The organism is Rhodocista pekingensis (assembly GCF_042665545.1).
Lineage (GTDB): Bacteria > Pseudomonadota > Alphaproteobacteria > Azospirillales > Azospirillaceae > Rhodocista > Rhodocista pekingensis.
This window is the reverse complement of sequence record NZ_JBHTCM010000009.1, coordinates 146,276-170,700: the sequence shown is the minus strand read 5'-3', so window position 1 is coordinate 170,700 and position 24,425 is coordinate 146,276. Positions and strand designations below refer to the sequence as shown.

Sequence of the window (24,425 nt, the reverse complement as noted above, 5' to 3'; positions counted from 1 at the left end):
GGACCGGCGCCGTGACGCTGCCGCCCAGCCGGATGTCGGCATTGGCCGTCGGCGTGCCGGTGACATCCTGGCGGCTGCTCGGAACCGGCGCCACCACGACCTGCTCGACCGTCCGTCCGGTCAGGCTGTCGCTGCCGCTGCCGCGGCCCACCGCCACCCCGTCCTCCGTCGTCGTTCCGGTCACCGGCACCACCGGCGCCGGCGCGGGCAGCACCGGGGTCGGCGGCGGCGCGGGCGGCAGCGGCGGGGTCGGCGGCGACGGCGGGATCACCACCACCGGCGGCGGGGGCGGCGGGGGCGGCGGGGGCGGCGGGGGCTCCGGATCGGGCGCCTGCGTCACCGCGATCGTAAAATCCTGGTCGCGGCTGTTGCCCGCGACGTCGGTCGTGCGCACCCTGAGGGTGTAGCCGGCCGTCCCGTCGAAATCGAGCACCGCCCCCGGGGCGAGGGTGATGCGCCCGCTGGCCGGGTCGAGATCGAAAAAGTCCACGCCGGTGCCGCCGAGCAGGCTGAAGCTGACTGCGCTGGCATCCGTCACGGCAAGCTGTAGCGCCAATGTACCGGCGGCGGCGTCCTCGGCGATGCTGCCGCCGGATGCGCCGGCGAAGACCGGAGCAACACTGTCGACGCGCAGGGCAAAGGCGGTCGAGGTGGTTTCGTTGCCGGCTTCGTCGATCGCAGTGGCAACAGCCGTGTGGGCGCCCTGATCAAGAAGGCTGCCGGTGGCGTCGATGCTCCAGTGTCCGGCAGTATCGGCCGTGCCCGTCCCGACGATGGTGCCGTCCACCCGGAGGATCACGGTGGCCCTGGCCTTCGCCGTGCCGTTGAAGACCAGCCCTGACTCACTGGTGATCCCGTCGCTGGCCGAATGGCCCGTGTCGGACGTGATACCGGTGACGGCCAGGGCGACCAGGGAGTTGTCGACGGTATAGCTGTTTTCGTTCGTTCCCGTGGGCGTCGTCGAGACCAGGGCGTTGCCGGCGGTATCGGTGATGTTCTGGCCGGCGGCGAAGGACAGGGTGACGGTTCCCGTCAGGCCTGCCAGATCCCCGCCGCTGACCGTCACGTCGAAGGCGTTCCCCCCGGCGGCGGTCACAGCGGTCACCGTGCCCGTCGTACCGGTAACGGCGAAGTCGGCGGAATCGACGTCGGCCACCCCCTCGCTGAAGCTCACGCGGAAGGTCAGGCTGTCGGCGTTCGTGGTCGCGCCGGTCGGCGACTGCCGCACAATGCCGGCGACCAGCGGCGCGGTGAGGTCGAGCGTGTGGACAGAGCCGCCCGTGAAGGCAGCGACTTGGCCATTCGTGCCGTTGCCATTGCCGGCGCGGTCCGTGATGTCGCTGCTGCCGGACAGGTCCAGGCGCAGTGTGCCGGTGCCCGAGAGACCGGTCACCGCGACATCGTACTGAAGGGCGGAAACAGCGGTCACGCTGGAGATGGTGCCCGCCGCCGTCCCTGTCGCCGTCAGGAGGAAATCCCCCGCCGTGACGCCCAGGACGCCTTCGTCGAAGCTCACCCGGTAGGTGACGGAGGAAGCGGTGGCATCGGGATTGCCGGTGAGCGCGATACCGGCAACGCCCGGCAGGACGGTATCCGCCGTGTACCCGATCTCCTGGCCCGTCAGGACGAAATTGTCCTTGGAGAAGCTCCCGGCGAGGTCGATCACCAGATCGGATCCCGGGGTGGCATCCAGTCCGATATGGAGACGCGAGGTGGTGTCCCCCGTCACGACGCAGACCTGCCCCGCCCCAAGCCCGCTGCCATCGCCGGATGTGACCGGCCCCGTCAGTGCGACGGGGGTCCGGATACTGTCACCGGCGGAGAAGCCCGTGATCCGGTCGATGCCTGAGCCGGCACCGGACTGGAAGACGAAGAGATCGGCGCCGTTCCCGCCCGCCAGGGTATCGTCGCCCGCCCCGCCCTCCAGGGTATCGTTGCCGTCTCCGCCATTGAGGGAGTCAGCACCGGCACCCCCGAGAAGACTGTCGTTGCCGAGCCCGCCGAGAAGCGTATCGCTGCCGTCTCCGCCGCTGAGCGTGTCGTTCCCGTCCCGGCCCTCCAGCCTGTTGTCGGCCGTGTTCCCGGTGATCGAGTCGTTGCCGGCCCCTCCCGCGGCGTTCTCGATCAGCGATCGCGGATCCCCCTGATACAGATAAGGGTTGGCGATGTTGGCCGGGGCCCGCGTGGAAGTCGCGCTGTCCAGTAGGGCCTGCTGCCCGCCCAGGCTGGTCCATTCACCCGGGAGCAGCGAAACGGTCAGGTCGGTCGTGTAGCTCGCGAAATTGTACGTATCGGTACCGCCACCGTCCCACATCGTCAGGAAGATGACCGGAGCGGTCGGATCGAAGGAGTAGGTGGTGTCGCCCGCATTCGTGGTCCAGTTCGGGCCATACAGGGCCTGGATGGCGGCGATGTCGTTCAGCATCGGCGCCCCTGGATAGCTCCCTTCCGCCAGCGTGTAGGACCCGACCGCACCGCCGGCCTGGCTGCGGTAGCTCATCACGGAGAGACCGACCCAGTCCTGCGCCGGGTCGGCCACCGGAAAGCCGTTGATCGCCTCGTCCGGGTGCTTCAGCCCGAGGGCATGGCCCAGTTCATGCAGCAGAAGGAAGTAGCCGTAGCTGCCTTTGACCCAACCGGGCCCGACGGCCGCACCGCCGAACTGGATATCCCCACCCTGGGGCTGGCCGGACGGATAGTCGACGATCCGGGCCGTGACGTTGTCGGGGCTCTGATAGTGGTAGAGGCGGATATCCCCGTCCGCGGATGTCGCTGCCTCTGTGAAGGTGAGCCCGCTGACACTGGCCCAGTCGCTCAGGGCAGACCGAACGACGTTCTTCTGTTCGAAGATAAGGGGAGAGAAGTAACTGGGGTCAATGGAGGGATCGGACAGGTAATCGGATAGCTGCCCCACAAGATCTGGAAAACTGAACGTGATGGAGGTCGTATCCCATTTCCTGCCATAGAGCAGAGCGTCGACATTGACGTCACCCGTCAAATCGACAGAAACACCAGAGGCCGACATCGTTTCTCTACCTTGCCTTCATCCGCAGTCCGGCAACGCGAACCAACCCGATTGATCCGGAATAATGCCGGTCGATCTGGTTAATACGCTTTAACGTATAGACTTGAACGGGGAGGCGGGAAACGGTTTCCATCTACCCAGAAAGGGCAGCCCCCGGGGTCATGCCTCCACCGAGCGGAGCTGGCGGTAGTGCCGCAGGACGGCCAGCGCCCGCGCCAGCGCCGTCGGCGCGACCAGCCGCAGCAGGATCCCGTAGACGGCCAGACCGACCGCCACCTGCACCCCCAGCGCCGCGGGGGCGGTCAGATAGGGTGCCAGCACGAGCCCGACACCATGGACGATCACGGCCATGCCCGCGGCCGCGAGGAATCCGGGCATGAAGCAGGCAAGGTAATCGCCCGCACGGACACCGATCAGCCGCCGCATGATCCAGAGATAGACCGGCACGAAGGCGACGTTGCGCAGCAGGATGGCGATGGAGACGGCGACCAACCCGTACTGCACGCTGACCAGCACCACGGCCACGTTGGCGACGGCGCTGGCGGTCAGGAGGGCCAGCAGCAGGGCGGCGCTGCCGGTGGCTCGGATCACGGCACCGGCGAAGTTGCTGACCAGACCCGGCACGCCCAGCAGGGCGATGACGGCCAGGATGGTGCCGCTCTCCCGCCAGCCCTCGCCGAAGAAGGTGACCACCAGATTGGACGCCACCGCGGAAACGCCGAGGAAGACGGGCGTGGCCAGCAGGCCGCCAAGCTCGACCGCGGCATAGAGCGCGCGGCGCATGCGCTCGCGTTCGGCCTGGAGCCGGGCGAAGGTGCTCATGCCGACATTGGCGACGCCCTGCACGATCAGAAAGCTCAGCGTGTCGTGCACGCGGTAGGCCAGGGTATAGACACCCAGCGCCGCCGGTCCCATCAGCAGCCCGACCAGATAGCGGTCGACATGCTTGCTACAGAAATTGACGATGCGGGTGGCGGTGAGGAAGGCGCTGTACGGCATCAGGTCGCGGGCATGGGCCAGGGAGAAGCGTGCCCGCGGCGTCCAGCCGGCTCCGGCCCAGAGCACGGCCGCCCCGACCGCACGGTCCACCACCTGCTGCGCCACCAGGGCCCAGGCGCCGTAGCCCTGCACCGCCAGCAGGATACCGACAGCCCCGCCGGCCACGATGCCGGCCAGCGAGCGGGTGACCAGCAGTCTGTAGCGGAACTGCCGGCGCAGCAGCGCCTGCTGCACCCCACAGAGACCGACCAGCAGGGGCGCCAGCGCCACCACCTGGAGCAGCGGCGCGATACCAGGTTCGTCGAAGAGACGGGCCAGCAGCGGTGCCGCCAGCACCAATGCGCCGCAGATGCCCCCGGTCAGGGCGACATTGCACCAGAAGGCCGTGTCCAGGTGGCGGTCATCCAGCGGCTCGCGCTGGATCAGCACCTCGTTCAGCCCCTCGTCGAGGACCGTCTGGACCGCGGCCAGCACGATTGTGACCATGGCGAACAGGCCGATCTCCGCCGGCGACAGCAGGCGTGCGACGGCGACAAAGATGACGAGCGATGCGAGCTGGCGGCTCCAGCCCTCCGCGGAGGACCAGAACGCGCCTTCCAGGGCGAGCCGGCGCAGATTCATCGGGATGCGGACCTTGCACGGGGGATCGGGGATGCGGCCGGACCGGCGGACGACGGCGCGCCGCGGCCCCGATCAAGCACGCGATCGGAAGGGTTGCCCATGGGGCCTTGGGCATAGGCACAGGCTGGCCCCCTCGCCCGTCCGGCCGATCCGATGCGGCAGAGGGGCTCAGGGAAGATGGGGAAGGACAAGGCTGATCGCGGTTCCCTCGCGCCGGTCCACATCGACATGGCCGCCGAGCTGCGCGGCGATCGCACGGACCAGCCACAGGCCGGTGCTGCCGCTGGACAGGGTCCGGTCGGAGATCCCTTCGCCGTCGTCGGCGACACGCAGGACGAGCCGGCCGCCGGCGCAGCGGAGATCCACCTCGATGCGGCCGCTGCTGCGGCGACGGAAGGCATAGCGCAGGGCATTGCCGATCAGTTCGTTGGCGGCAAGCCCCAGGGGAAACGCCAGGGAGCGGGGCAGCGGCGGCGCTCCCCAGCAGCGCACCTCGAACCGGATGTTCCGTCCATCGACCTGATGCGCCAGGACCAGGGCCGTTCCCAGTTCGCGCAGCGCCACGCCGAGATCGGCGGCACAGGTTTCTGCCAGATCGGCCAGGACGCGCTGCGCCTGGGCCAGTGCCACGACCCGGGAACGGGCCCCGTCCAGGGCGGCCCGGGCCACGGGATCGCGGATCGCCCGGATCTCGGCCTCCAGCGACTTGGCCAGAGAGACGATGCCGCCCATCGCGGCATGATGAACGGCACCCGGAAGCAGTGCCGCCGCCGTAGCGTCCGCATCGGATACCAGGACTTCGGCCACCGGAACGGCTCCCATCCGGACGCTTTCCTTGCCCATTACTGTCCCCGGCTGTGTCACACGGCGAAGAAAGCGCACCCGCAGCAAAAGCTCCCGCCCTCTTTCGCGGTAGGGCTTCCGCGTGCCAACGCCCTCTGCCTTCGGCAGGGCCGGCGGGAATTCCGTGCGATACCCGTCACCGCCATCCGGCAGAGCAGGAACTCTGTTTAGCAAGGTAACGCGCCTGCGGACGGCATGGACCGGAACGGTCGCCGCCCGTGTCCCCCTTGGAACCGACTGCGGAGTTCGACCCCATGCTTGGGACCCTGTTGCGACAGGTCGTGCCGGAAAGTGCGAAACTGCGGCTGCGCGCCCGCCGCGGACTGACATCCGGTGAGACGGAACTGCCCCTCGTTCCCCTGCTCTGCGATCCCGACGGCACGTCCGTGGATGTCGGTGCGAATGTCGGGGTCTACACCTGGCACATCGCCCGTGCCTCCGCCCGGACCGTGGCGGTGGAGCCGAACCCCGGACTGGCCGAGAAACTACAGCGCGGAACCGGCCGGACTGTCGAGGTGCTGGCCTGCGCCCTGTCGGACCATGAGGGCACCGCCCACCTCGCCATCCCCCTGACGGCAGCCGGGGAGCTGACCTCCCGCGCCACCATCGAGGACAGGGTGAACCGGGAGTTCGAGCGCCGCACCGTGGAGGTTCCGCTCCGCACCCTGGACGGGCTGGGTCTGCGCGATCTCGGCTTCCTCAAGGTGCATGCCGAAGGGCATGAATACCCGATCCTGGAGGGCGGGCGACAGTGTATCGCCCGCGACCGCCCCACGATCCTTGTCGGCAGCGAGGACAGGCACGTCCCCGGTGCCCGCCAGCGGATCGAGGCGATGCTGGGGAGCCTGGGCTACCGCGGCTTCTTCCTGCATGAGGGACGCCTGCACCCGCTCGGCCGTTTCCGCCCGGAAATCCTGCAACGGCCGGAGAACGCCAAGCGGGTCGGCGCCTCCTACAGCGACGCCTACATCCACAACTTCCTGTTCATCCACCCCGACCGTCCCCGCGTTCTCTTCGCGCTGGCGGCCCGGCTGGGCGCCCCCACCGACCCGGACTGAGGGGGCCCGCCCTTCGGCTCTCCCCTCCCCCGGAAGGCCCGACGATCCTCCGCCTGGACGCTTGGTTCCCCCCTCCGCCGTAGGGGCCTCCCCAGGCGGAGCGCCACCACAGGCGCCGGGCCGAGTGCCGCCGCCGCGGGTTCTTGCTCGGGAACTGTTCTGATCCGACCCGGAGCCACCATGGACGCTACCGTCCTGTCCCACGGCGCCCCCCCGGGCGACGCCGCCCCCCACAGCCGCGGGCATACGATCTGCCGCGCCTGCGGCCATGCCCTGGAGCCCTTCGTCGATCTGGGCCTGTCCCCCCTGTGCGAGAGCTTCGTCCCGCCGGAACGGGCCGACGCGGGGGAGATGTTCTATCCCCTGGACGTCAAGGTCTGCCCGCACTGCTGGCTGGTGCAGCTCGGCGAATACGTGCCGCCCGACGACATCTTCGGCGAGTACGCCTACTTCTCCTCCTTCTCCCGGGCCTGGCTGGCCCATGCCGCCGACTATGTGGCGGCGATGGCGGCGCGCTTCGGCCTGGGCCGGGACAGCTTTGTCGTCGAGGTGGCGAGCAACGACGGCTACCTGCTGCGCAATGCGGTCGAGCGGGGCATCCCCTGCCTGGGCATCGAGCCCGCCGCCAACGTCGCCCGCGCGGCGGAGGAGGCGGGCGTGCCGACCCTGGTCCGCTTCTTCGACGCCGCCCTGGCGCGGGAGCTGGCGGCCGAGGGGAAGCAGGCCGACCTGATCGCCGGCAACAACGTGCTGGCGCAGGTGCCGGACCTGCACGCCTTCGTCGGCGGTTTCCCGGTGCTGCTGAAGCCGCAGGGCGTGCTGACGCTGGAGTTCCCCCATCTGCTGCGGCTGATCGAGGAGAACCAGTTCGACACGATCTACCACGAGCACTTCTCCTACTTCTCCCTGGGCACGGTGCGCCGGCTGCTGGCGGCCCACGGGCTGCGGGTGTTCGACGTGGATGAGCTGTGGACGCATGGCGGCTCGCTGCGCGTCTACGCCTGCCACGAGAACGCCGCGCATCCGACGGCGCCGGCGGTGGAGGCGCTCTGCGCCACCGAGCGCGGCCGCGGGCTGGAGGACATGGCGACCTACCGCGCCTTCGACGCGCGGGTGCGCCGGACCAAGCGGCGGCTTCTCCGGCTGTTGTCGGACCTGCGCGAGCAGGGGCTGAGCGTCGTCGGCTACGGTGCGCCGGGCAAGGGCAACACCCTGCTGAACTACTGCGGCATCCGCACCGATCTGCTGGACTACACGGTGGACCGCAATCCCTACAAGCACGGGCGCCTGCTGCCCGGCACCCGCATCCCGATCCATCCGCCCGACCGGATCGAGCAGACACGGCCCGACTGCGTGCTGATCCTGCCCTGGAACCTGAAGGACGAGATCATGCGCCAGCTTGCCCCCGTCGCCGGCTGGGGCGGCCGCTTCATCGTCCCGATCCCCGAACCGGTCATCGTCGATCCCGCCGATCTCTCGAAGGGAACCGCGCCATGAAGGTGGTCCTGTTCTGCGGGGGCCTCGGGCTCCGCATGCGCGACTATTCGGACGCCCTGCCGAAGCCGATGGTGCCGATCGGCACACGGCCGATCCTGTGGCATCTGATGCGCTACTACGCCCATTACGGGCACAAGGACTTCATCCTGTGCCTGGGCCACAAGGGGCACGTCATCAAGGACTTCTTCCTGAAGTATGACGAGTGCGTGTCCAACGACTTCGTGCTGTCGGAAGGGGCGAAGCGGCTGGAACTGCTGCGCCGCGACATCGACGACTGGCGCATCACCTTCGTGGACACGGGCAGCACCAGCAACATCGGCCAGCGCCTGCTGGCCGTCCGCCGCTTCCTGCGCGACGAGGAAATGTTCCTGGCCAACTACAGCGACGGGCTGACCGACTGCCCGCTGCCGGAGATCACGGACCGGCTGGCCGCCAGCGACGCGACGGCCGCCTTCATGGCGGCGCGGCCCAACACCAGCTTCCATTTCGTCCGTCACGACACGGCCGGACGGGTGACCCGGGTGGACAATGTGGAGGATGCGGACCTCTGGGTGAATGCGGGCTATTTCGCGTTCCGGCAGGAGATCTTCGACTACATCGTGCCCGGCGAGGAGCTGGTGGAGGAACCGTTCCAGCGCCTGATCGACGCCCGCCGCCTGCTGGTGCATGAGCATACCGGCTTCTGGCGCGGCTGCGACACCTTCAAGGACCTCCAGACGCTGGAGGCGGCGCAGTCGTCCGGCCCCGCCCCCTGGGAGGTCTGGCGCGATCCGCAGGACACGGTGCAGGACAACAGCGTCCCGACCCACCGCGCCGTCGGCTTCGCTGCTGCGTGAGCGCGCCATGCTGACCCTGTCCCTCGGCCCCGGCACGCCCCTCGACATCCTGTGCCTGGGCGCGCATTCCGACGACGTGGAGATCGGCTGCGGCGGCACGCTGCTGACGCTGCTGGAGCGCCATCCCGGCAGCAGCGTCCATTGGGTGGTGTTCGCGGCGGACGACGTGCGCGCCAGCGAGGCCCGCGACAGCGCGGCGGACTTCCTGCGCGCGGCGGGCCGCAGCCGGATCGACGTCCACGCCTTCCGCGACGGCTTCTTCCCCGCGCAGTTCGCCGAGATCAAGCAGTGCTTCGAGGCCCTGAAGCGGTGCGGGCAGCCCGACCTGGTCCTGACCCATCACCGCGAGGACCGGCACCAGGACCACAGGACGCTGGCGGATCTGGCCTGGAACACCTTCCGCAACCACCTGATCCTGGAATACGAGATCCCGAAATACGACGGCGACACCGGCAATCCGAACCTCTATGTGCCGCTGACCCGCGCCGCGGCGGAACGCAAGGCCGGACTGCTGATGCAGCATTTCGGCAGCCAGCGCGCCCGGTCCTGGTTCACACCGGAGACCTTCCTGGGGCTGATGCGCCTGCGCGGCATCCAGTCGGCCGCCCCGGAGGGCTACGCCGAAGGATTCCACGCGCATAAAGTGTGCCTGTGACGCACTGACTCCCCCGGAACGGGCATGGGCCGCCGGACTGTTTCCATGATCTGGAAACAGTCCGGCGGCGTCAGCTCTGATGCGGCAGGGCGCGGCGCAACAGGCCGCGCCATTTCACGTTCGCCGCGATGATGCCGAGGCAGCGCGCCTTCTCCGCCGCCGACAGTCCGCTGCGCCCCAGCGCATCGAGCACCTGGGTGTAGTAGAGCCGCCGCGGCAGCAGCTTCGGCGGCCGTCGGGCCGGGTCAATCCAGCGCGCCTTCTCCGCGGCCGAGAGCGTCAGCGAGGTTTCGGCATGGTCGCGCTTCAGGAACAGCGGCTCCGGCACCTCCGAGAAGCGGCCCAGCAGCGCCAGTTCCACCAGCAGCGCCTTGTCCGACCCGTAATAGGAGCGGTGCAGCGAGGTGCGGCGGAGCACGTCGCTGCGCATCAGCCCGAAGATGTCGAAGCAGCGGATCAGGTCCACATGGATGTCGCGGAAGCGCTGCACGGGGTCGGGACTCTGCGCCCGGGTCGGCGGCGGCGGCCCGAAGCGCAGATTGCCCGCCCTGTCCCGGTAGGTACCGTCGATCGGGTCGCGGGCCAGTTCCACCTCGTCCTCGTCCACCAGCGTGGTGGCGGTGTGGCAGAGCACCAGACCAGGGTCGGCCTGCATGGCCTCAAGGCAGCGTTCCAGATAGGTGGGGGCGTGCAGGTCGTCGTGCGACGCCCACTTGAAGAACGCGCCGGTCGCCATCGAGAAGACCCGGTTCCAGTTGGGCGCCGCCCCGATGTTGGCATTGTTGCGGACGTAGCGGATGCGGTCGTCGTGGCGGGCCGCCTCGGCCAGGATCGCCGGCGTCCGGTCGGTCGAGGCGTTGTCGCAGACGATCAGTTCGAAATCCCGGAAGCTCTGGCCGAGGATCGTGTCGATCGCCCGGGCCAAGTAGCGCTCGCCGTTGAAGACCGGCAGGCCGATGGAAACCAGGGGCATCAGGACCTCCCCGGCTGCGCCGCGGGAACGAGGGTTGTGGAAGCGACCGGCACGGGATTCCCCCTTTTTGTCACAGGCCGCGCCGGGTCGGACTTGCGGGGCGGCCGCGTCCGGACTCTCCGCCGCCCGGGCCGTCTTCTGCGGCCCTGGGCTGAATCCGGCTTCTCAGGTTCTGAAACGGTGGGGAACACGGTTTGGTTTCGTCACGAAAGAGAGGTCACAGCGACCGGGACGGGAGCGTGTCCCTGGCACCACAGCCATGGCGCGGCACCGTGACCGGCGGCGGTCGCGCGGGCTCCAGCAACCCCCAGACACCGGCCAGGATCAGGACGAGGACCGCATCCGTCGTCAATGGCACGCCCCCCGCCACCGCCCGGACCGCCTCTCCCAGCAGCAGCAACCCGGCGAAGCCCAGGGCCGCCCGCCGCCGGTCCAGCCCGGCCGACCAGAGCAGCCAGAGCACCGACCCCAGGCGGAAGGTCTTCTCGAACAGGGCCAGGAAGACCGCCGTCAGATGGCGCTCGCGCAGTTCCGCGAAGGGGACCAGCCCCGCCAGCGGATCGGCCAGGGCATCACCGGCACGCAGGCGCCCGGCGACGATGGCCGCGGCTGCCAGCCCGGCCAGCAGCCAGCGCCAGGGCCCGCGCCGCCAGGGCACCACGGCCCAGAGCAGGCCGCCCAGCAGGGCCGCCAGCAGGTCGGAGGCATAGAGACGGTTGCGGTCCAGCGTCACCGCGGCCACCAGGAGCAGGGCGATGGCGAGCGGTGCCGCCAGCCGGGCCAGCCGGCGACCGGACAGCGCCTCCACCAGCACCGCGAGCGTCAGCCAGGTGACGGTGCCACGCAGCACCGTCAGGGGCGGGGCCGTGTGCAGGTCGAAGGCGTAGTAGAAACCCGCCCAGACATGGTCCGGCTCCAGCGAGGGAACATAAGGATAAAGACGGTAGCCGGCGACGGCCGCCAGCAGCAGCAGCACGAAGGGCTGCGCCGCCAGCCGCCGCAGGGACCAGCCGCGCACCAGGCGCGGTGCCACCACGGCCCCGAGTATCCCGCCCAGCGCGGCGCCCAGGGTGTTCAGCCCCAGATCCAGCAGGCTGGAGGTGCGGTCGGGCATCACGGCCTGCACCGTCTCCACCCCCAGGGACAGGAGAAAGCCCCCGAACCCGGCCAGCAGGGCCGCGCGGCGCATCGACACCCCGCCCCACGCGGCAACGGCCAGGGCCGCCGTCGGCGCGTAGAGCAGCAGGTTGACCAGCATCTCCGCCGGATGGCTGCCCTCCGTCCCGGCGGACAGCCAGGCCGCCGCCGCTCCCGTCTCCGGCCAGACGAAGCGGAACGGATGGAGGGAGCCGTAGAGGACGGCGGCGAGGCAGACCAGCGCCGCCGCCGCTGCCGGAAGCCGCAGGGGCAGGATCACGGCCGCGACGGTCTCAGGCGACGGCCCGGGCCTGCGGCGCGGCCTCGCCTGCCTGCGTGCCGGTGTGCGGCTCGTCGATGTCCAGGCCATGCCAGCGGAAGCGGCCGTCGAGCCTCCCCAGGTCGAGCAGACGCCGCAGCTCCTTCAGCCGGGTGAAGGGCGGCGCCTTGAAATCCTCCCCCGAGAGGGCGATGGCGCGGAACAGGCTGTGGAGCTGCACCGCCCCCGCCCGGGCCGACCAGTCGCAGCGGAAATCGGGCAGGTGCTCCCGTATCCGGGCGAAGGAGACGCGGTAGCTGCGGTTGTCCGGGCTGGGCTCGCCGAAGGTCACCTCCGATCCGGTGAAGACCTCGCCGACGACGCTGGCGATCTCCCGCACCCGATAGTTCTGGTCATCGGCACCGACATTGAAGATCTGCCCGGCCACCCGCTCCGGCGGGGCCGCCAGCGTCAGCTCCACGGCGCGGCAGATGTCCAGGACATGGACCAGCGGCCGCCAGGGCGTGCCGTCGCTGGACATGGCGATTTGGCCGGTGGTCCAGGCCAGCCCGGCGAGGTTGTTCAGCACGATGTCGAAACGCATGCGCGGCGACGCGCCGAAGGCTGTGGCGTTGCGCAGGCAGGTGGTGGCGAAGCGGTCCGGATCGTTCATCGTGGCGAGGTGCCGCTCGCACAGCACCTTGCACTCCGCATAGGCCGTGCGCGGATCGGGCTCGGAGGTCTCGTCCTTCACCTCGCCCTCGCTGCCGACGCCGTAGACGGAGCAGGAGGAGGCGTAGACGAAGCGGCGCACCCCGGCCCGCCGTGCGGCCTCGGCCAGCGAGCGGGACCCGTTCCAGTTGATGTCCATGGTGGTGTCGCGGTCATGCGCGCCGAGCGGGTCGTTCGACAGCTCGGCCAGATGCACGACGGCGTCGAAGCCCTGGAGATCCTCCGGCCCGACATCGCGGATGTCGCGCGCCACCAGCGGCGGCCGCTGCTTGGCATCCTGATAGAGCAGGCCGGCCGTGTAGAAGCCGGTGTCCAGCCCGGTGACCCGATGCCCACGGGCGATCAGGTACGGGCCGAGGACGGACCCGATGTATCCTTCCGACCCGGTAACCAGCACCTTCATCGCAATGCTTCCTTCGTCTGCCAGTGTCGGCGCCGGCCAGATCGGTCCGGCGGATCGCCTGTTAAACGGAGGCTGTGGTGGACAGGGTGCAGCGCGGCACGGCAGGCAGGGGGAGTACTCCGCCGCCCCCGCACTTACGGTACGGGGATGCCGCCCCGCCGGGCGGAGAGTCCCCCGACGCCGCGGGGTTCACCCGCTTTCGCCCTTGCCACGGCGCGGCAGGGTCTTGGCCCTGCAACGGCTGACGACCGGCCCGCCCCCCTTGCCCAAGGCCATAGGCCCGGCACCGGCAGGCTCCGCCGTCTGGCGGGGTCGATCCTCTTTCGGTTCCCGGTCCTAAAGTGAACCGCGTTCATCACCCGCCCTGCATCCCCGCCGGGATTCCCCCCACCGGAAAGCGGAGGTCCCATGCCCGCGACACCGCCCCCCTCGTCGCTGCGCCCCCCATCGGCGGTCACCCCACCGTCGATCGACGTCAGCGCCCTGCGGGGCCGCCGTGTGCTGGTGATCGGGGCCAGCGGATTCCTGGGCGCGCATCTGGTGGCCCGGCTGGGCCGGCTGGGTGCCCAGGTATGGGGCATGTCGCGCAGTCCCTGGCGGCCGGGCCTGCCGACGGAACCCGTCGGCTGGTGGCCCTGCGATGCCAGCGTCCCCGAGCGGCTGGCCGAGGCCTTCGCCCATATCCGGCCGGAGATCGTCTACCACCTGACCAGCGACAGCCGCGGCGGGCGCGAGGTCGATCTGATCGGGGAGAGCATCCGCAACGACGTGATCGCCACCGTCAACGTGCTGGTGGAGGCGACCCGCCGCGGCGTGGACCGGCTGGTGCTGGCGGCGTCGCTGGAGGAGCCGACCGGCGATGCCGGCGAGGCCGTTCCCTCCTCCCCCTATGCGGCGGCGAAATGGACGACGGCCGGTTATGCCCGGATGATGGCGGCGCTGCACGGCCTGCCGGTGACGGTGCTGCGGCTGATGATGACCTACGGGCCGGGACAGAAGGACTACAAGGTCATCCCCGCCTCCATCCTGGCACTGCTGCGCGGCGAACCGGCACGGCTGGGCAGCGGCCTGCGGCCGGTGGACTGGGTGTTCGTGGACGACGTGACCGACGCCTTCCTGCGCGCCGGGCTCGCCCCCTATACGGGGGCGGGCTCCATCGACATCGGCAGCGGCCGGCTGGTGACGCTGCGCGACTGCCTGACGCTGGCGGGGGAGATGCTGGGGCGGACCGACCTGCTGCGCTTCGGCGCCCTGCCGGACCGCGCGCTGGAGATGGTCCGCGCCGCCGATACAGGCCCGGCGCTGGAGCGGCTCGGCTGGCGGGCGACGACGACGCTGGCCGAGGGCCTGACCCGCACCATCGGGCACTACCGGGAGCACCTGGAGGGCAAACCCTTGGCGGAGGAGCGCCCGACCCTGGCCCGCGCCGGCTGAACCGGCGTGTCCGACGGCGGTTTCCACCCCCTCCGGCCGCGGCGCCGGAGGGGGGTTACCCCGCCAGGCCCGGCCGGTGCCGTCCGTGGCGCGCATCCGGGAGACTGTGACTAAACCGGCCAGCCCCCCTGCCCACCCGGCCCGATGCCGCGTTGGAGTCCCCGTTCGGGAACTCTCGCGGGCCTGTCACCCCATGCCGGATCTGAAGACCGAGATCGCCCTGCCGGAAGGGCAGACGCCGGGAGGGGCCGCGGGGCTCGGCCGGCAGGCGGCCAAGGGTGCGCTGTGGTCCATGGCGAACAACTGGGGCCGGCAGATCATCTCGCTGCTGGTCATGCTGGTGCTGGCGCGCCTGCTGACCCCGCACGATTTCGGCAGCTTCGCCGTGATCGTCGTGCTGGTGGCCTTCGCCCAGGCGATCCTGGACGACGGGCTGGGCGAGGCCCTGATCCAGCGCCCCGCGCTGGAGGGCGACCATCTTGATGGCGTCTTCTGGCTCAATCTCGGCCTTTCGCTGCTGCTGGCGGGCATCGGGGCCGCCGCCGCTCCGACCATCCAGCGGGCCTACGATACGCCGGGGCTGGCGCCGCTGATCTGGGTCGGAGCCGGGGTGCTGGTGGTGGGATCGACCGGCGCAGTCCATCAGGCGTTGCTGTTCCGGCGCATGGCCTTCCGCGCCATCGCGGTACGGACCCTGGCCGGCATCGTCGCCGGCGGGATCACCGGCATCGCCCTGGCGGTGGCCGGCGCCGGGGTCTGGGCACTGGTCGGGCAGTTCACCGTGGAGAGGCTGGTCGGCACGCTGATGCTCTGGCGGGCGGTGGCGTGGCGGCCGCGGTTGCGCTTCTCCCGCCCGCATGTCGCCGAACTGCTGCCCTTCACCGCCAAGACCGCCGGCACCCGGTTGCTGATGTTCGCCTACAGTCAGGCCGACAAGCTGCTGGTCGGCCTGCTGGCCAGCCCCATGGTGCTGGGATTCTACGTGCTGGCGCAGCGGATCCAGGAAACCGTCATCACGCTGCTGTCCCGGACCACGACCCAGGTGGCCTTTCCGCTGTTCTCCCGCGTGCAGCACGAGCGGGAGCGGCTGGCCGGCGCCTTCCTCACCCTGACGGAGGCGGTGCTGGCGGTGGCCGCCGTGCTGCTGCTGGGCCTGTCGGCGGTGGCGCCGGCCCTGGTGGAACTGGCCTTCGGATCGGACTGGCGGACCGCCGGGGAGGTCCTGCGCTGGCTGGCGCTGGGCGGCATCCCCACCATCATCGGCAGCATGTCGGGCACCGTGCTGCGCGGCGTCGGCCATGCCGGCCGGTTCATGCTGCTGATCGGGCTGGGGGCGGCCTGCAACCTGCTGCTGATCGCGCTGCTGATCGACCGCGGCCTTGTCGCCCTGGCCGCGGCTCTGGTCGTCCGCCAGTGCTGCTTCGTGCCGCTGGACCTGCTGGCGCTGCGCCGGGCGATCGGCATTCCGCCGCTCCAGGTCATGCGTCGGCTGGCGCCGGTGCTGCTGGCTTCCGCCGCGTTCGTCGCCGCCTGGCAGACGGTTGCGGGTCTGCACCTGACCCTGCCGCACCGGCTGCTGGCGGAGCCGCTGGGGGCCGCGGCCGGTGTGCTGGCCTATGCCCTGGTGCTGCTGACGGTCGGCCGGCGCAGCCTGCGCACCTGCCTGGACCTGGTCGGGCTGGCGCTGGGCCGCCCCCGGGCAACCGCAGCCGGTCCGGTGGTCAGCGCACCCGCCGGAGACTGACGACTCCTCCTGCTCTGTTCCGCCCCGAAGCGGTTCCACGGAAGCGACAGCGCTTCCCCCGCGGGGACGCCCCCTCCCCCGAGGCCGCACCCCCGAATCCGGGACGCTCAGCCGGAAGGGCGCCGGTCCTGGGCGTCGCGCGAAGCGTTCCGAGACGGACCAGAGACGCAGTCGGCAGCCGCATTCTGTGCAGGCGCATTCTTTCGGGAGGTGTCATGAAGGTCGTCATCCTCGCGGGCGGATATGGAACCCGCATCAGCGAAGAAAGCAATGTGCGCCCGAAGCCGCTGGTAGAAATCGGCGGCAAGCCGATCATCTGGCATATCATGAAAATATATTCGCACTACGGGCTGCGCGACTTCATCGTCTGCTGCGGCTACAAGAGCGAACTGCTGAAAATCTATTTCCGCGATTTCATGCTCTCCAACGGGGACGTGACCTTCGATCTGGCGCGGCAGTCGATGCAGATCGCCCCGCGGGAGGTAGAGCCCTGGCGGGTCACCCTGGTCGATACCGGGCTGGAGACGATGACCGGTGGCCGCCTGCGCCGGGTGGCGCATCTGTTGGACGATACCTTCTGCATGACCTACGGCGACGGCGTCGGCGACGTGGACATCGCCGCCCTGGTCGCGCAGCACCGGGAAAGCGGGCTGCTGGCGACGGTCACGGCCGTCACCCAGCCCGGCCGCTTCGGCGCGCTGCACCTGCACCCCGGCGAGCCGCGGGTGCAGGGTTTCCGTGAGAAGGGGCCGGAGGACGGCGGCTTCATCAATGGCGGCTTCTTCGTGCTGGAGCCGTCGGCGGTGGACTTCATCGACGGCGACCACAGCGTCTGGGAGCGCGAGCCGATGGAGCGGCTGGTCGCCGCGAACCAGCTCCAGGCCTTCCGCCACACCGGTTTCTGGCAGCCGATGGATACGCTGCGCGACAAGATGGTGCTGGAGGATCTCTGGAAGAGCGGCCGGGCGCCCTGGCGGGTCTGGGACCGGAAGCCGGCCGCGGACACCGCGGCGCCGGCGAAGCTCCGCGCCGTGTGACGGCCGAGGCCCCCATGAGGTTCGAGCCCACCGCCATTGCCGATGCCCGCATCGTCCGCCTGACCGCGCACCGCGACGACCGCGGTGCCTTCGCCCGCACCTGGTGTCGGCAGACCTTCGTCGACGCCGGCATCGCCTTCGACTTCGTGCAGGCGAACTGGTCGGTCACGCGCAGCCGCGGCACCATCCGCGGGATGCACTTCCAGCGCGCGCCGCATGCGGAATCCAAGCTGGTCCGCATCACCCGCGGGCGGGTCCACGACGTGATCGTGGACCTGCGCGCGGACTCCCCCACCCGTGGCCGGCTGCACGTCATGGAGCTGGGCGAGGGCGACGACACGATGCTCTATGTCCCGGCCGGCGTCGCCCACGGTTTCCAGACTCTGACGGACGACGTGACGGTCGAATACTTCATGGGCGGCGAGCCCTACCGGCCGGAGTACTACGACGGCTTCCGTCCCGACGATCCGGCCGTCGCCATCCGCTGGCCGCTGCCGCCCGTGTCCGTCTCCGACAAGGACCTGTCCTGGCCGCCGCTCGGTCAGCGGTTCCCCTGGCTGCTGCCCACCCCCGCCCTGGCCACCCCTGCCCTCTGAGGCCCGACCATGGACATCGCCGTTCCCAGCGAGACGCGCCCGGATCTGTCCCCCGGCGCCGCCATGCATGCCTTCATGCGGGAGCTGTTCCCGCTCTGCCGCAGCATCACGGGGCCGGGCCTGCGCGAGACCATCCAGCGGATCGCCGGCCGGATTCCCCTTCAGGTCCACGAGGTGCCGAGCGGCACCGACGTGCTGGACTGGACGGTGCCGGACGAATGGACGATCCGCGCTGCCCGGATCGAGAGCCTGGACGGCCGCACGCTGGTGGATTTCCGCGACAGCACCCTGCACGTCGTCGGCTACAGCCGGCCCGTGGACGCGGTGCTGCCGCGCGCGGAGCTGGCCCGGCACGTCCATACCCTGCCCGACAAGCCGGACCTGATCCCCTACCACACCGGCTACTTCGCCAACTCCTGGGGCTTCTGCGTCACCCACCGGCTCTGGGAGTCCATGACGGACGACGCCTACCGCGTGGTGATCGACAGCACGCTCGCCCCCGGCAGCCTGACCTACGGCGACCTGCTGGTGCCGGGGGAGAGCACGGACGAGGTGCTGATCCATGCCCATTGCTGCCACCCGAGTCTGGCCAACGACAACCTGTCCGGCATCGCCGTGGCGACCTGGCTGGCGCAGCGGGTGCTGGCCCAGGGGGGGCTGAGGCGACCGCGGCGGCTGAGCTACCGCTTCGTCTTCGTGCCGGCCACCATCGGCGCCATCACCTGGCTGGCCCGGAACGAACCGACGCTGGACCGCATCCGGCACGGGCTGGTGCTGACCTGCGTCGGCGATCCCGGCGGCTTCCACTACAAGCGCAGCCGGCGCGGCGACGCCGTGATCGACCGCGCCGTCGCCCAGGTCTGCCGCGACCGGGGCATTTCCCTGGACGTGAGGCCGTTCAGGCCGACGGGCTACGATGAGCGCCAGTACGGGTCGCCCGGCTTCGACCTGCCGGTGGGCTGCTTCATGCGCTCCCCCGACCGCGGCTTCCCGGAGTACCACACCTCCGCCGACAACCTGGATCTGGTGCGCCCCGAGGCGCTGGAGGAGAGCTACGAGGTGCTGGGCGAGGTGCTGGACCTGCTGGAGGCGGACCGCGTCTGGCGGCGGGTGGACGGCCGCGGCGAACCGCAGCTCGGCCGGCGCGGCCTCTACCGCCTGCTCAGCGCGCAGCAGGGTGCCGCCTGCCAGGAGTCCCTGCTCTGGGTCCTGAACCTTGCCGACGGCACGCGCTCCCTGCTGGACATGGCGGAGCACAGCGGCCTGAGCTTCCGCGAGCTGCGCGATGCCGCCGCCCTCGCCGCAGAGGCCGGGCTGATCGTGGAGACGGCCTGAATGTTCGCAGCGGGAGAGCGGCCGCTGGCGCTGGTCACCGGGGCCACCGGCGGCATCGGCCGCGCCCTGGTGGGCCGGCTGGCGGAGGCCGGCATGGACCTGCTGCTCTCCGCCCGTTCAGGCCCCGCATTGGCGGCGCTGGCCGACACACTGCCGCCGGGGCGGGCGCGTCATCACGCCTGCGATCTTGCCCGCGACGTCGGTCTTCTGGCGGACGCGGCGCTTGCCCTGCCCCGGCTCGACCTGATCGTGCATGCCGCGGGCGTGCATGACAGCGGCCCCTGGGAGGCGACGGACGACGGCACGCTGCGCACCCTGCTGGCCGTCAATGTCGAGGCCCCGACCCTGCTGACCCGGCTGCTGCTGCCGCGGCTGCGGGCGGCGCAGGGCATGGTCGTGTTCCTGAACTCGACCCGCGGGCTGGACGTGGCCGAGCATGTCGGCCCCTATGCCGCCTCCAAGCACGCGCTGCGGGCGCTGGCAGACACGCTGCGGCTGGAGATCCAGGGCAGCGGCATCCGCGTGCTGTCCGTCTATCCCGGATCGACCGCCACGCCGATGCAGCAGGCGATCCAGGCGGCGAAGGGCCACGCCTACGATCCGGACGCCTTCATCCGGCCCGACGACATCGCCGCCATGGTGATGGCGGCCCTGGCCCTGCCGCGCACGGCCGAGGTGTCGGACATCACCATCCGTCCCCTGGGGCGCCCGCCCGATCCCTCGCCCGCCGCCGGGCCGGCCACCGCCTGACCCGTTTCCCCGACATTCCCCGCACGCCAGGAGCGTTCTTCCGATGAGCCAGCTTCACCAGTGCCGATCCTGCGGCAGCACCGACCTGACCTCCATCCTGGACCTCGGGATGCAGCCGATCGCCAACGCGCTGGTCGAGCCGGAGCGGATCGGCGAGACGGAGCCCCGCTTCCCGCTGGCGGTCGCCTTCTGTGGCGCCTGCACCCTGGTGCAGGTGACCGAGACCATCCCGCCGGCGGAGCTGTTCGGCCGCGACTACCCCTATTACTCCTCCGTCTCGCCCTTCCTGCTGGCGCACAGCCGGGACCATGCCCTGCGGCTGATCGGCGACCGCCGGCTGGGGCCGGACAGTCTGGTGGTGGAGGTCGCCAGCAACGACGGGTATCTGCTGCGCAACTTCGCGGCGGCCGGCATCCCCGTCCTGGGCATCGACCCGGCCGCCGGTCCCGCCGCCGCGGCGCGGGCGATCGGCGTGCCGACGGTCGGGGACTTCTTCGGCGCCGATCTGGCCCGCCGGCTGGCTGCTGAGGGGAAGCAGGCCGACGTGATCCTGGCCAACAACGTGCTGGCCCATGTCGAGGGGATCAACGGCTTCGTCGAGGGCTTCGCCCTGCTGCTGAAGGACGAGGGCATCGCCGAGTTCGAGTTCCCCTACCTGCTGGATCTGGTGGAGAGCTGCGCCTTCGACACGATCTACCACGAGCATGTCTTCTACTATTCCCTGACGGCGCTGGAGCCCCTGTTCGGCCGGCACGGCCTGCACCTGAACGAGGTGGAGAGGCTGGACATCCACGGCGGCTCGCTCCGGCTGACGGTCAGCCGGCGTCCGGGTGCCTCGCCGCGGCTGGCCGCCCTGATGGCGGAGGAGCGCCGGCTGGGCATGGACCGGCTGCCCTTCTATGCCGACTTCGCCGGGCGGGTGGCCCGCGTGCGCGAGGACCTGCGCGCCCTGGTCGGCGGGCTGCGGTCACAGGGCGCCCGCATCGCCGCCTACGGCGCCGCGGCCAAGGGGGCCACGCTGCTGAACTATGCCGGGCTGGACCATACGGCCCTGGACTATGTGGTGGACCGCAACCCGCACAAGGTGGGCCGCCACATGCCGGGGCTGGGGCTGCCCATCCGCCCGGTGGAGGCGCTGGAGAGCGACCGGCCGGACTATCTGCTGATCCTGGCCTGGAACTTCGGGCGGGAGATCATGGCGCAGCAAAGGGCCTTTGCCGAGGCCGGCGGCCGCTTCATCCTGCCGGTGCCGACGCCGACGGTGACCGACGGCGCAGCCCCGGCCGCCGTGAAGATCGGCGCGCTGGCCGGCTGACGGCGCGGCGGCGCGGGACAGGAGCGGGAGGCTGCCCATGGAGCGGGTGGACGCGGTGGTGGTCGGCGCGGGCGTGGTCGGGCTGGCCGTCGCCCGCGCCCTGGCCCTGGCCGGGCGCGAGGTGATCGTGCTGGAGACGGAGCCGATGATCGGCACCGGGACCAGCTCGCGCAGCAGCGAGGTGATCCATGCCGGCCTCTACTACCCGCCGGGATCGCTGAAGGCGCGCCTCTGCGTCGAGGGGCGGCAGGCGCTCTACGCCTATTGCCGTGAGCGGGACGTGCCGCACCGGGCCTGCGGCAAGCTGATCGTCGCCACGTCCCCCGCCCAGGCGGACCGGCTGGCAGCGATCCGCGCCCGTGCCGAGGCGAACGGGGTGACGGACCTGGAGCTGATCGGCCCGGACCGGGTGCGCAAGCTGGAACCGGAGGTCGTCTGCACGGCCGCCCTCTGGTCGCCGTCGTCCGGCATCATCGACAGCCACGCCCTGATGCTGGCCTACCGCCACGAGGCGGAGAGGCACGGGGCCGCCGTGGTGCCGGGCAGCCCGCTGGAGGCCGGGGAGGTGACGGGCGACGGCTTCGTCCTGACCGTCGGCGGGGCGGAGCCCTGCCGGATCGGCGCGGCATTGCTGGTCAACGCCGCCGGGCTTCAGGCGCAGGCGGTGGCGGGGCACCTGCGCGGCCTGCCGCCGGAGACGATCCCCCGCCGCTGGATGGCGAAAGGCAGCTACTTCTCCCTGACCGGACGGCACCCGTTCAGCCACCTCGTCTACCCGGTGCCGGAACCGGGCGGCCTGGGTGTCCACGCCACGCTGGACCTGGGCGGACAGGTCCGCTTCGGCCCCGACGTGGAATGGGTCGATCACATCGATTACAGGGTGGAACCGGCCCGCGGCGACCGTTTCTACGCGGCGGTGCGGCGCTACTGGCCGGGCCTGCCCGACGGGGCGTTGCAGCCGGGCTATGCCGGCATAAGGCCCAAGGTGGTGGGACCGGGCGAGCCCGACGCCGACTTCGTGATCCAGGGGCCGCGCGGACACGGGGTGCCGGGTCTGGTGAACCTCTACGGGATCGAATCGCCGGGGCTGACGGCCTCCCTCGCCATCGGCCGGATGGTCGCCGCCCTGCTGCTGGAGGAGGACGCGGGGGCCGGGTCTCAGGGCGACAGGGCCGCCGCGTCCGCCGTGGGGGCGTAGTCCGGCACGTCGGAGAGGGTGGCGGTCCCGTCCGGGCGCGCGCCATCCGGGCGGCCGACCCGCTGGCCCTGGCGCAGCAGCACCCGGTGCTCCGCCATCAGGGCGGGATCGGCGGCGGGCGTCAGGCGGGGCCGGAACCGGAAGGCGGACAGGGTGCCGAGCGCGAGCGCCCTGGCCGCCGGCAGGTTGCCGCGGACCAGCGCGCGCACGAACTGGCTGCCGGCCCCCCAGAGGCAGTCCATCATGGGCCAGAAGCCGTAGTAGCGCCGCCGGATGTAGACGTTGTTGCGGCACTTGTAGCGCATGTAGCGCAGCCGGACCGGGTCGGTCTCCGTCAGCGGGTTCACCGGCCGGGCGATCCTGCGCAGATGCACCGCCCGGCTGGCGCCGATCAGGAAGGCCGGCAGATCGGCCGTGACGCGCAGGGTGAAGTCCGAATCCTCCCCCCACATGAAGAAATCCGGCGAGGGTGGCGGGAACCGCTCCAGCGTCGTGCGGGGGATCAGGGTGGAGGTGAGCGCCGCCTTGCTGGTGGCGACGATGCCGTGCTTCAGCAGCCGCTCCCAGTCGGGATAATTGCCGTCCTCCGTCCGCCAGGCCACCTCCGGCGTGTTCTGGGAACGGCCGTCCTCCCCCACCACGCGACTCTGGAGATAGCCCAGCGCCGCCGGCGGCGGCAGCCTGTCCAGGGCGCGCAGCAGGCTCTCCAGGCAGTCCGGATCGGGCAGCACGTCGTCGTCCATCACCCAGACCCAGTCCGCCCCGTCGGCGACGGCATAGGACATGCCCTGCCAGAAGCCGCGCGCCGGGCCGCGGTTGGAATCGAGCCGGACATAATCGACGCGGCGGAGATCGAGCCCCGAGGCGAGCAGGCGCGCGAACGTCCCGTCGCTGGAGCCGTTGTCCAGCAGCACGATGCGGTCCACCGGCCGCGTCTGGGCCTGGAGCGCGCCGAGGGTGAGCAGGAGAAGCTCGAAGCGGTTGTACGTCACGACAAGGGCGGTGACCGTCTCGGACATGCTTGCTGGGCCCGTGTTCCGGTGGGCACCGCCCCATCGTGACCGGCGGACGGAGGCGACGGGAAGGAGCGGTGCGCAGGATGTCGGCCATGGCGCCGCAAAATCGAACGGCATGCCATCCTGCCTTGCGTCGGAGATCAGGGGCGAAGGCTGCACCGGACGGCTTAGGACGGTTGGCAGGCCCCTCCTGAAGCGAACCGGCCCGGCTCCGGGCCTGGCCCCGCCATGACGGAATTATGAAATGGCTTTCATCCTCTCGAAAGGATGAGGACGCCATTCTACCGCCAGAGTGCCGCGTTCCCGGGGACGGCCCCCGGACAGTCAACCGAGCGAAGGGAAGCAGCAGTGAAGAAGTCGTTCGCCACCCTGGCCCTGTCCGGGCTTGTCGCGCTTTCCGCCAGCGGGGCGCTGGCTCAGGATGGCGATCCGGTCAAGGGCGAAGCCGTGTTCAAGAAGTGCATGGCCTGCCACCGGATCGGCCCGGATGCCAAGAACCTCGTCGGTCCGGTCCTCACCGGTGTCGTCGGCCGTCAGGCTGGCGTCGCGCCGGGGTTCAGCTACTCCGCCCTGAACCACGCGGCGGGCGAAGCCGGCCTGCACTGGACGGCTGAGAACATCATGGCCTACCTGCCGGACCCGAACGCCTTCCTGCGCAAGTTCGTGACCGACGCCGGCAACCCGGACGCGGCCAAGGGCTCCACGAAGATGGTGTTCAAGCTCCCGAACGAGCAGGAGCGCAAGGACGTCATCGCCTACCTGAAGACCTTCTCCAACTGAGGTCCGGCCTCCTGCCGAGGTCCGGACGACCGGGCGCGCCCTGAGGGGCGAGGTCCCGCAAGGTCCGCGGCCCCCACGGGCCGCCCGCAAGGGATGCCGCATCGGCCGATGCGGCATCCCTTTGCCGTTCCGCCCCCTGTACGGGGCGATCTCCGCAGCGCCCCGCAGCCCCTGCGACACCG

20 protein-coding genes are annotated in these 24,425 nt (G+C 70.7%); 13 read left to right on the top strand and 7 right to left on the bottom strand.

Going from position 1 to position 24,425, the window contains the following annotated elements; all coding sequences use genetic code 11:
* The 3 genes from ACFQPS_RS08220 to ACFQPS_RS08210 form a co-directional block, all read right to left on the bottom strand.
* The coding region (locus tag ACFQPS_RS08220; RefSeq protein WP_377358032.1) for an Ig-like domain-containing protein at positions 1–3,025 on the bottom strand (3,025 nt) is incomplete at its 3' end.
* A 159-nt stretch (positions 3,026–3,184) separates the two neighbouring features.
* Complete coding sequence (locus ACFQPS_RS08215) at positions 3,185–4,645, bottom strand: lipopolysaccharide biosynthesis protein (RefSeq protein WP_377358030.1); 1,461 nt, start codon at positions 4,643–4,645, stop codon at positions 3,185–3,187.
* 168 nt (positions 4,646–4,813) lie between these two features.
* Positions 4,814–5,467, bottom strand: a complete 654-nt coding sequence (locus ACFQPS_RS08210; RefSeq protein WP_377358029.1) for a sensor histidine kinase — start codon at positions 5,465–5,467, stop codon at positions 4,814–4,816.
* A gap of 275 nt (positions 5,468–5,742) precedes the next feature.
* On the opposite strand from ACFQPS_RS08210, the gene ACFQPS_RS08205 reads away from it, so the two are divergent.
* From ACFQPS_RS08205 to ACFQPS_RS08190, 4 genes are all read left to right on the top strand, one after another.
* On the top strand, positions 5,743–6,546 hold the full coding sequence (locus tag ACFQPS_RS08205; RefSeq protein ID WP_377358027.1) for an FkbM family methyltransferase: 804 nt from the start codon (positions 5,743–5,745) through the stop codon (positions 6,544–6,546).
* A gap of 180 nt (positions 6,547–6,726) precedes the next feature.
* A complete protein-coding gene (locus tag ACFQPS_RS08200) occupies positions 6,727–8,043 on the top strand; it encodes a class I SAM-dependent methyltransferase (RefSeq protein ID WP_377358025.1) in 1,317 nt (438 codons plus the stop codon).
* Positions 8,040–8,879 carry a glucose-1-phosphate cytidylyltransferase gene (locus ACFQPS_RS08195; RefSeq protein ID WP_377358023.1) on the top strand — a complete coding sequence of 280 codons (840 nt, stop codon included), beginning with the start codon at positions 8,040–8,042 and terminating at the stop codon, positions 8,877–8,879. The genes ACFQPS_RS08200 and ACFQPS_RS08195 overlap by 4 nt, the downstream gene beginning before the upstream one ends.
* Before the next feature lie 7 nt (positions 8,880–8,886).
* Positions 8,887–9,534, top strand: a complete 648-nt coding sequence (locus ACFQPS_RS08190; RefSeq protein ID WP_377358021.1) for a PIG-L deacetylase family protein — start codon at positions 8,887–8,889, stop codon at positions 9,532–9,534.
* Between the two features lie 70 nt (positions 9,535–9,604).
* Here the strand turns inward: ACFQPS_RS08190 and ACFQPS_RS08185 are convergent, their stop codons facing one another.
* The 3 genes from ACFQPS_RS08185 to ACFQPS_RS08175 form a co-directional block, all read right to left on the bottom strand.
* On the bottom strand, positions 9,605–10,507 hold the full coding sequence (locus ACFQPS_RS08185) for a glycosyltransferase family 2 protein (protein WP_377358019.1): 903 nt from the start codon (positions 10,505–10,507) through the stop codon (positions 9,605–9,607).
* Between the two features lie 217 nt (positions 10,508–10,724).
* Complete coding sequence (locus tag ACFQPS_RS08180; RefSeq protein WP_377358017.1) at positions 10,725–11,924, bottom strand: VanZ family protein; 1,200 nt, start codon at positions 11,922–11,924, stop codon at positions 10,725–10,727.
* Positions 11,925–11,937: 13 nt separating this feature from the next.
* On the bottom strand, positions 11,938–13,038 hold the full coding sequence (locus ACFQPS_RS08175; protein ID WP_377358015.1) for an NAD-dependent epimerase/dehydratase family protein: 1,101 nt from the start codon (positions 13,036–13,038) through the stop codon (positions 11,938–11,940).
* A gap of 408 nt (positions 13,039–13,446) precedes the next feature.
* On the opposite strand from ACFQPS_RS08175, the gene ACFQPS_RS08170 reads away from it, so the two are divergent.
* The 8 genes from ACFQPS_RS08170 (at position 13,447) to ACFQPS_RS08135 (ending at position 22,447) form a co-directional block, all read left to right on the top strand.
* Positions 13,447–14,472, top strand: coding sequence for an NAD-dependent epimerase/dehydratase family protein (locus ACFQPS_RS08170; RefSeq protein WP_377358014.1), 1,026 nt, complete (start codon positions 13,447–13,449; stop codon positions 14,470–14,472).
* Between the two features lie 193 nt (positions 14,473–14,665).
* Positions 14,666–16,216, top strand: a complete 1,551-nt coding sequence (locus tag ACFQPS_RS08165; protein ID WP_377358012.1) for a lipopolysaccharide biosynthesis protein — start codon at positions 14,666–14,668, stop codon at positions 16,214–16,216.
* A gap of 215 nt (positions 16,217–16,431) precedes the next feature.
* Positions 16,432–17,253 (top strand): glucose-1-phosphate cytidylyltransferase, encoded by an 822-nt coding sequence (gene rfbF / locus ACFQPS_RS08160; protein WP_377358010.1) that lies wholly within the window; start codon positions 16,432–16,434, stop codon positions 17,251–17,253.
* 14 nt (positions 17,254–17,267) lie between these two features.
* Positions 17,268–17,849: a dTDP-4-dehydrorhamnose 3,5-epimerase family protein gene (locus tag ACFQPS_RS08155; RefSeq protein ID WP_377358008.1), complete on the top strand. Its 582-nt coding sequence runs from the start codon at positions 17,268–17,270 to the stop codon at positions 17,847–17,849.
* 9 nt (positions 17,850–17,858) lie between these two features.
* Positions 17,859–19,184 (top strand): DUF4910 domain-containing protein, encoded by a 1,326-nt coding sequence (locus ACFQPS_RS08150; protein ID WP_377358006.1) that lies wholly within the window; start codon positions 17,859–17,861, stop codon positions 19,182–19,184.
* The gene (locus ACFQPS_RS08145; protein ID WP_377358005.1) at positions 19,185–19,934 is read left to right on the top strand and encodes an SDR family oxidoreductase; all 750 of its coding nucleotides are present in this window, start codon (positions 19,185–19,187) and stop codon (positions 19,932–19,934) included.
* A 43-nt stretch (positions 19,935–19,977) separates the two neighbouring features.
* Positions 19,978–21,249, top strand: coding sequence for a methyltransferase domain-containing protein (locus ACFQPS_RS08140; RefSeq protein WP_377358003.1), 1,272 nt, complete (start codon positions 19,978–19,980; stop codon positions 21,247–21,249).
* A 37-nt stretch (positions 21,250–21,286) separates the two neighbouring features.
* Complete coding sequence (locus ACFQPS_RS08135; RefSeq protein ID WP_377358001.1) at positions 21,287–22,447, top strand: NAD(P)/FAD-dependent oxidoreductase; 1,161 nt, start codon at positions 21,287–21,289, stop codon at positions 22,445–22,447.
* Here the strand turns inward: ACFQPS_RS08135 and ACFQPS_RS08130 are convergent.
* Complete coding sequence (locus ACFQPS_RS08130) at positions 22,408–23,466, bottom strand: glycosyltransferase (protein ID WP_377358000.1); 1,059 nt, start codon at positions 23,464–23,466, stop codon at positions 22,408–22,410. The genes ACFQPS_RS08135 and ACFQPS_RS08130 overlap by 40 nt on opposite strands.
* 345 nt (positions 23,467–23,811) lie before the next feature.
* Here ACFQPS_RS08130 and ACFQPS_RS08125 point away from each other — a divergent pair, with 345 nt between their 5' ends.
* A complete protein-coding gene (locus ACFQPS_RS08125; protein WP_377357998.1) occupies positions 23,812–24,243 on the top strand; it encodes a c-type cytochrome in 432 nt (143 codons plus the stop codon).
* Positions 24,244–24,425 lie beyond the last annotated feature (182 nt).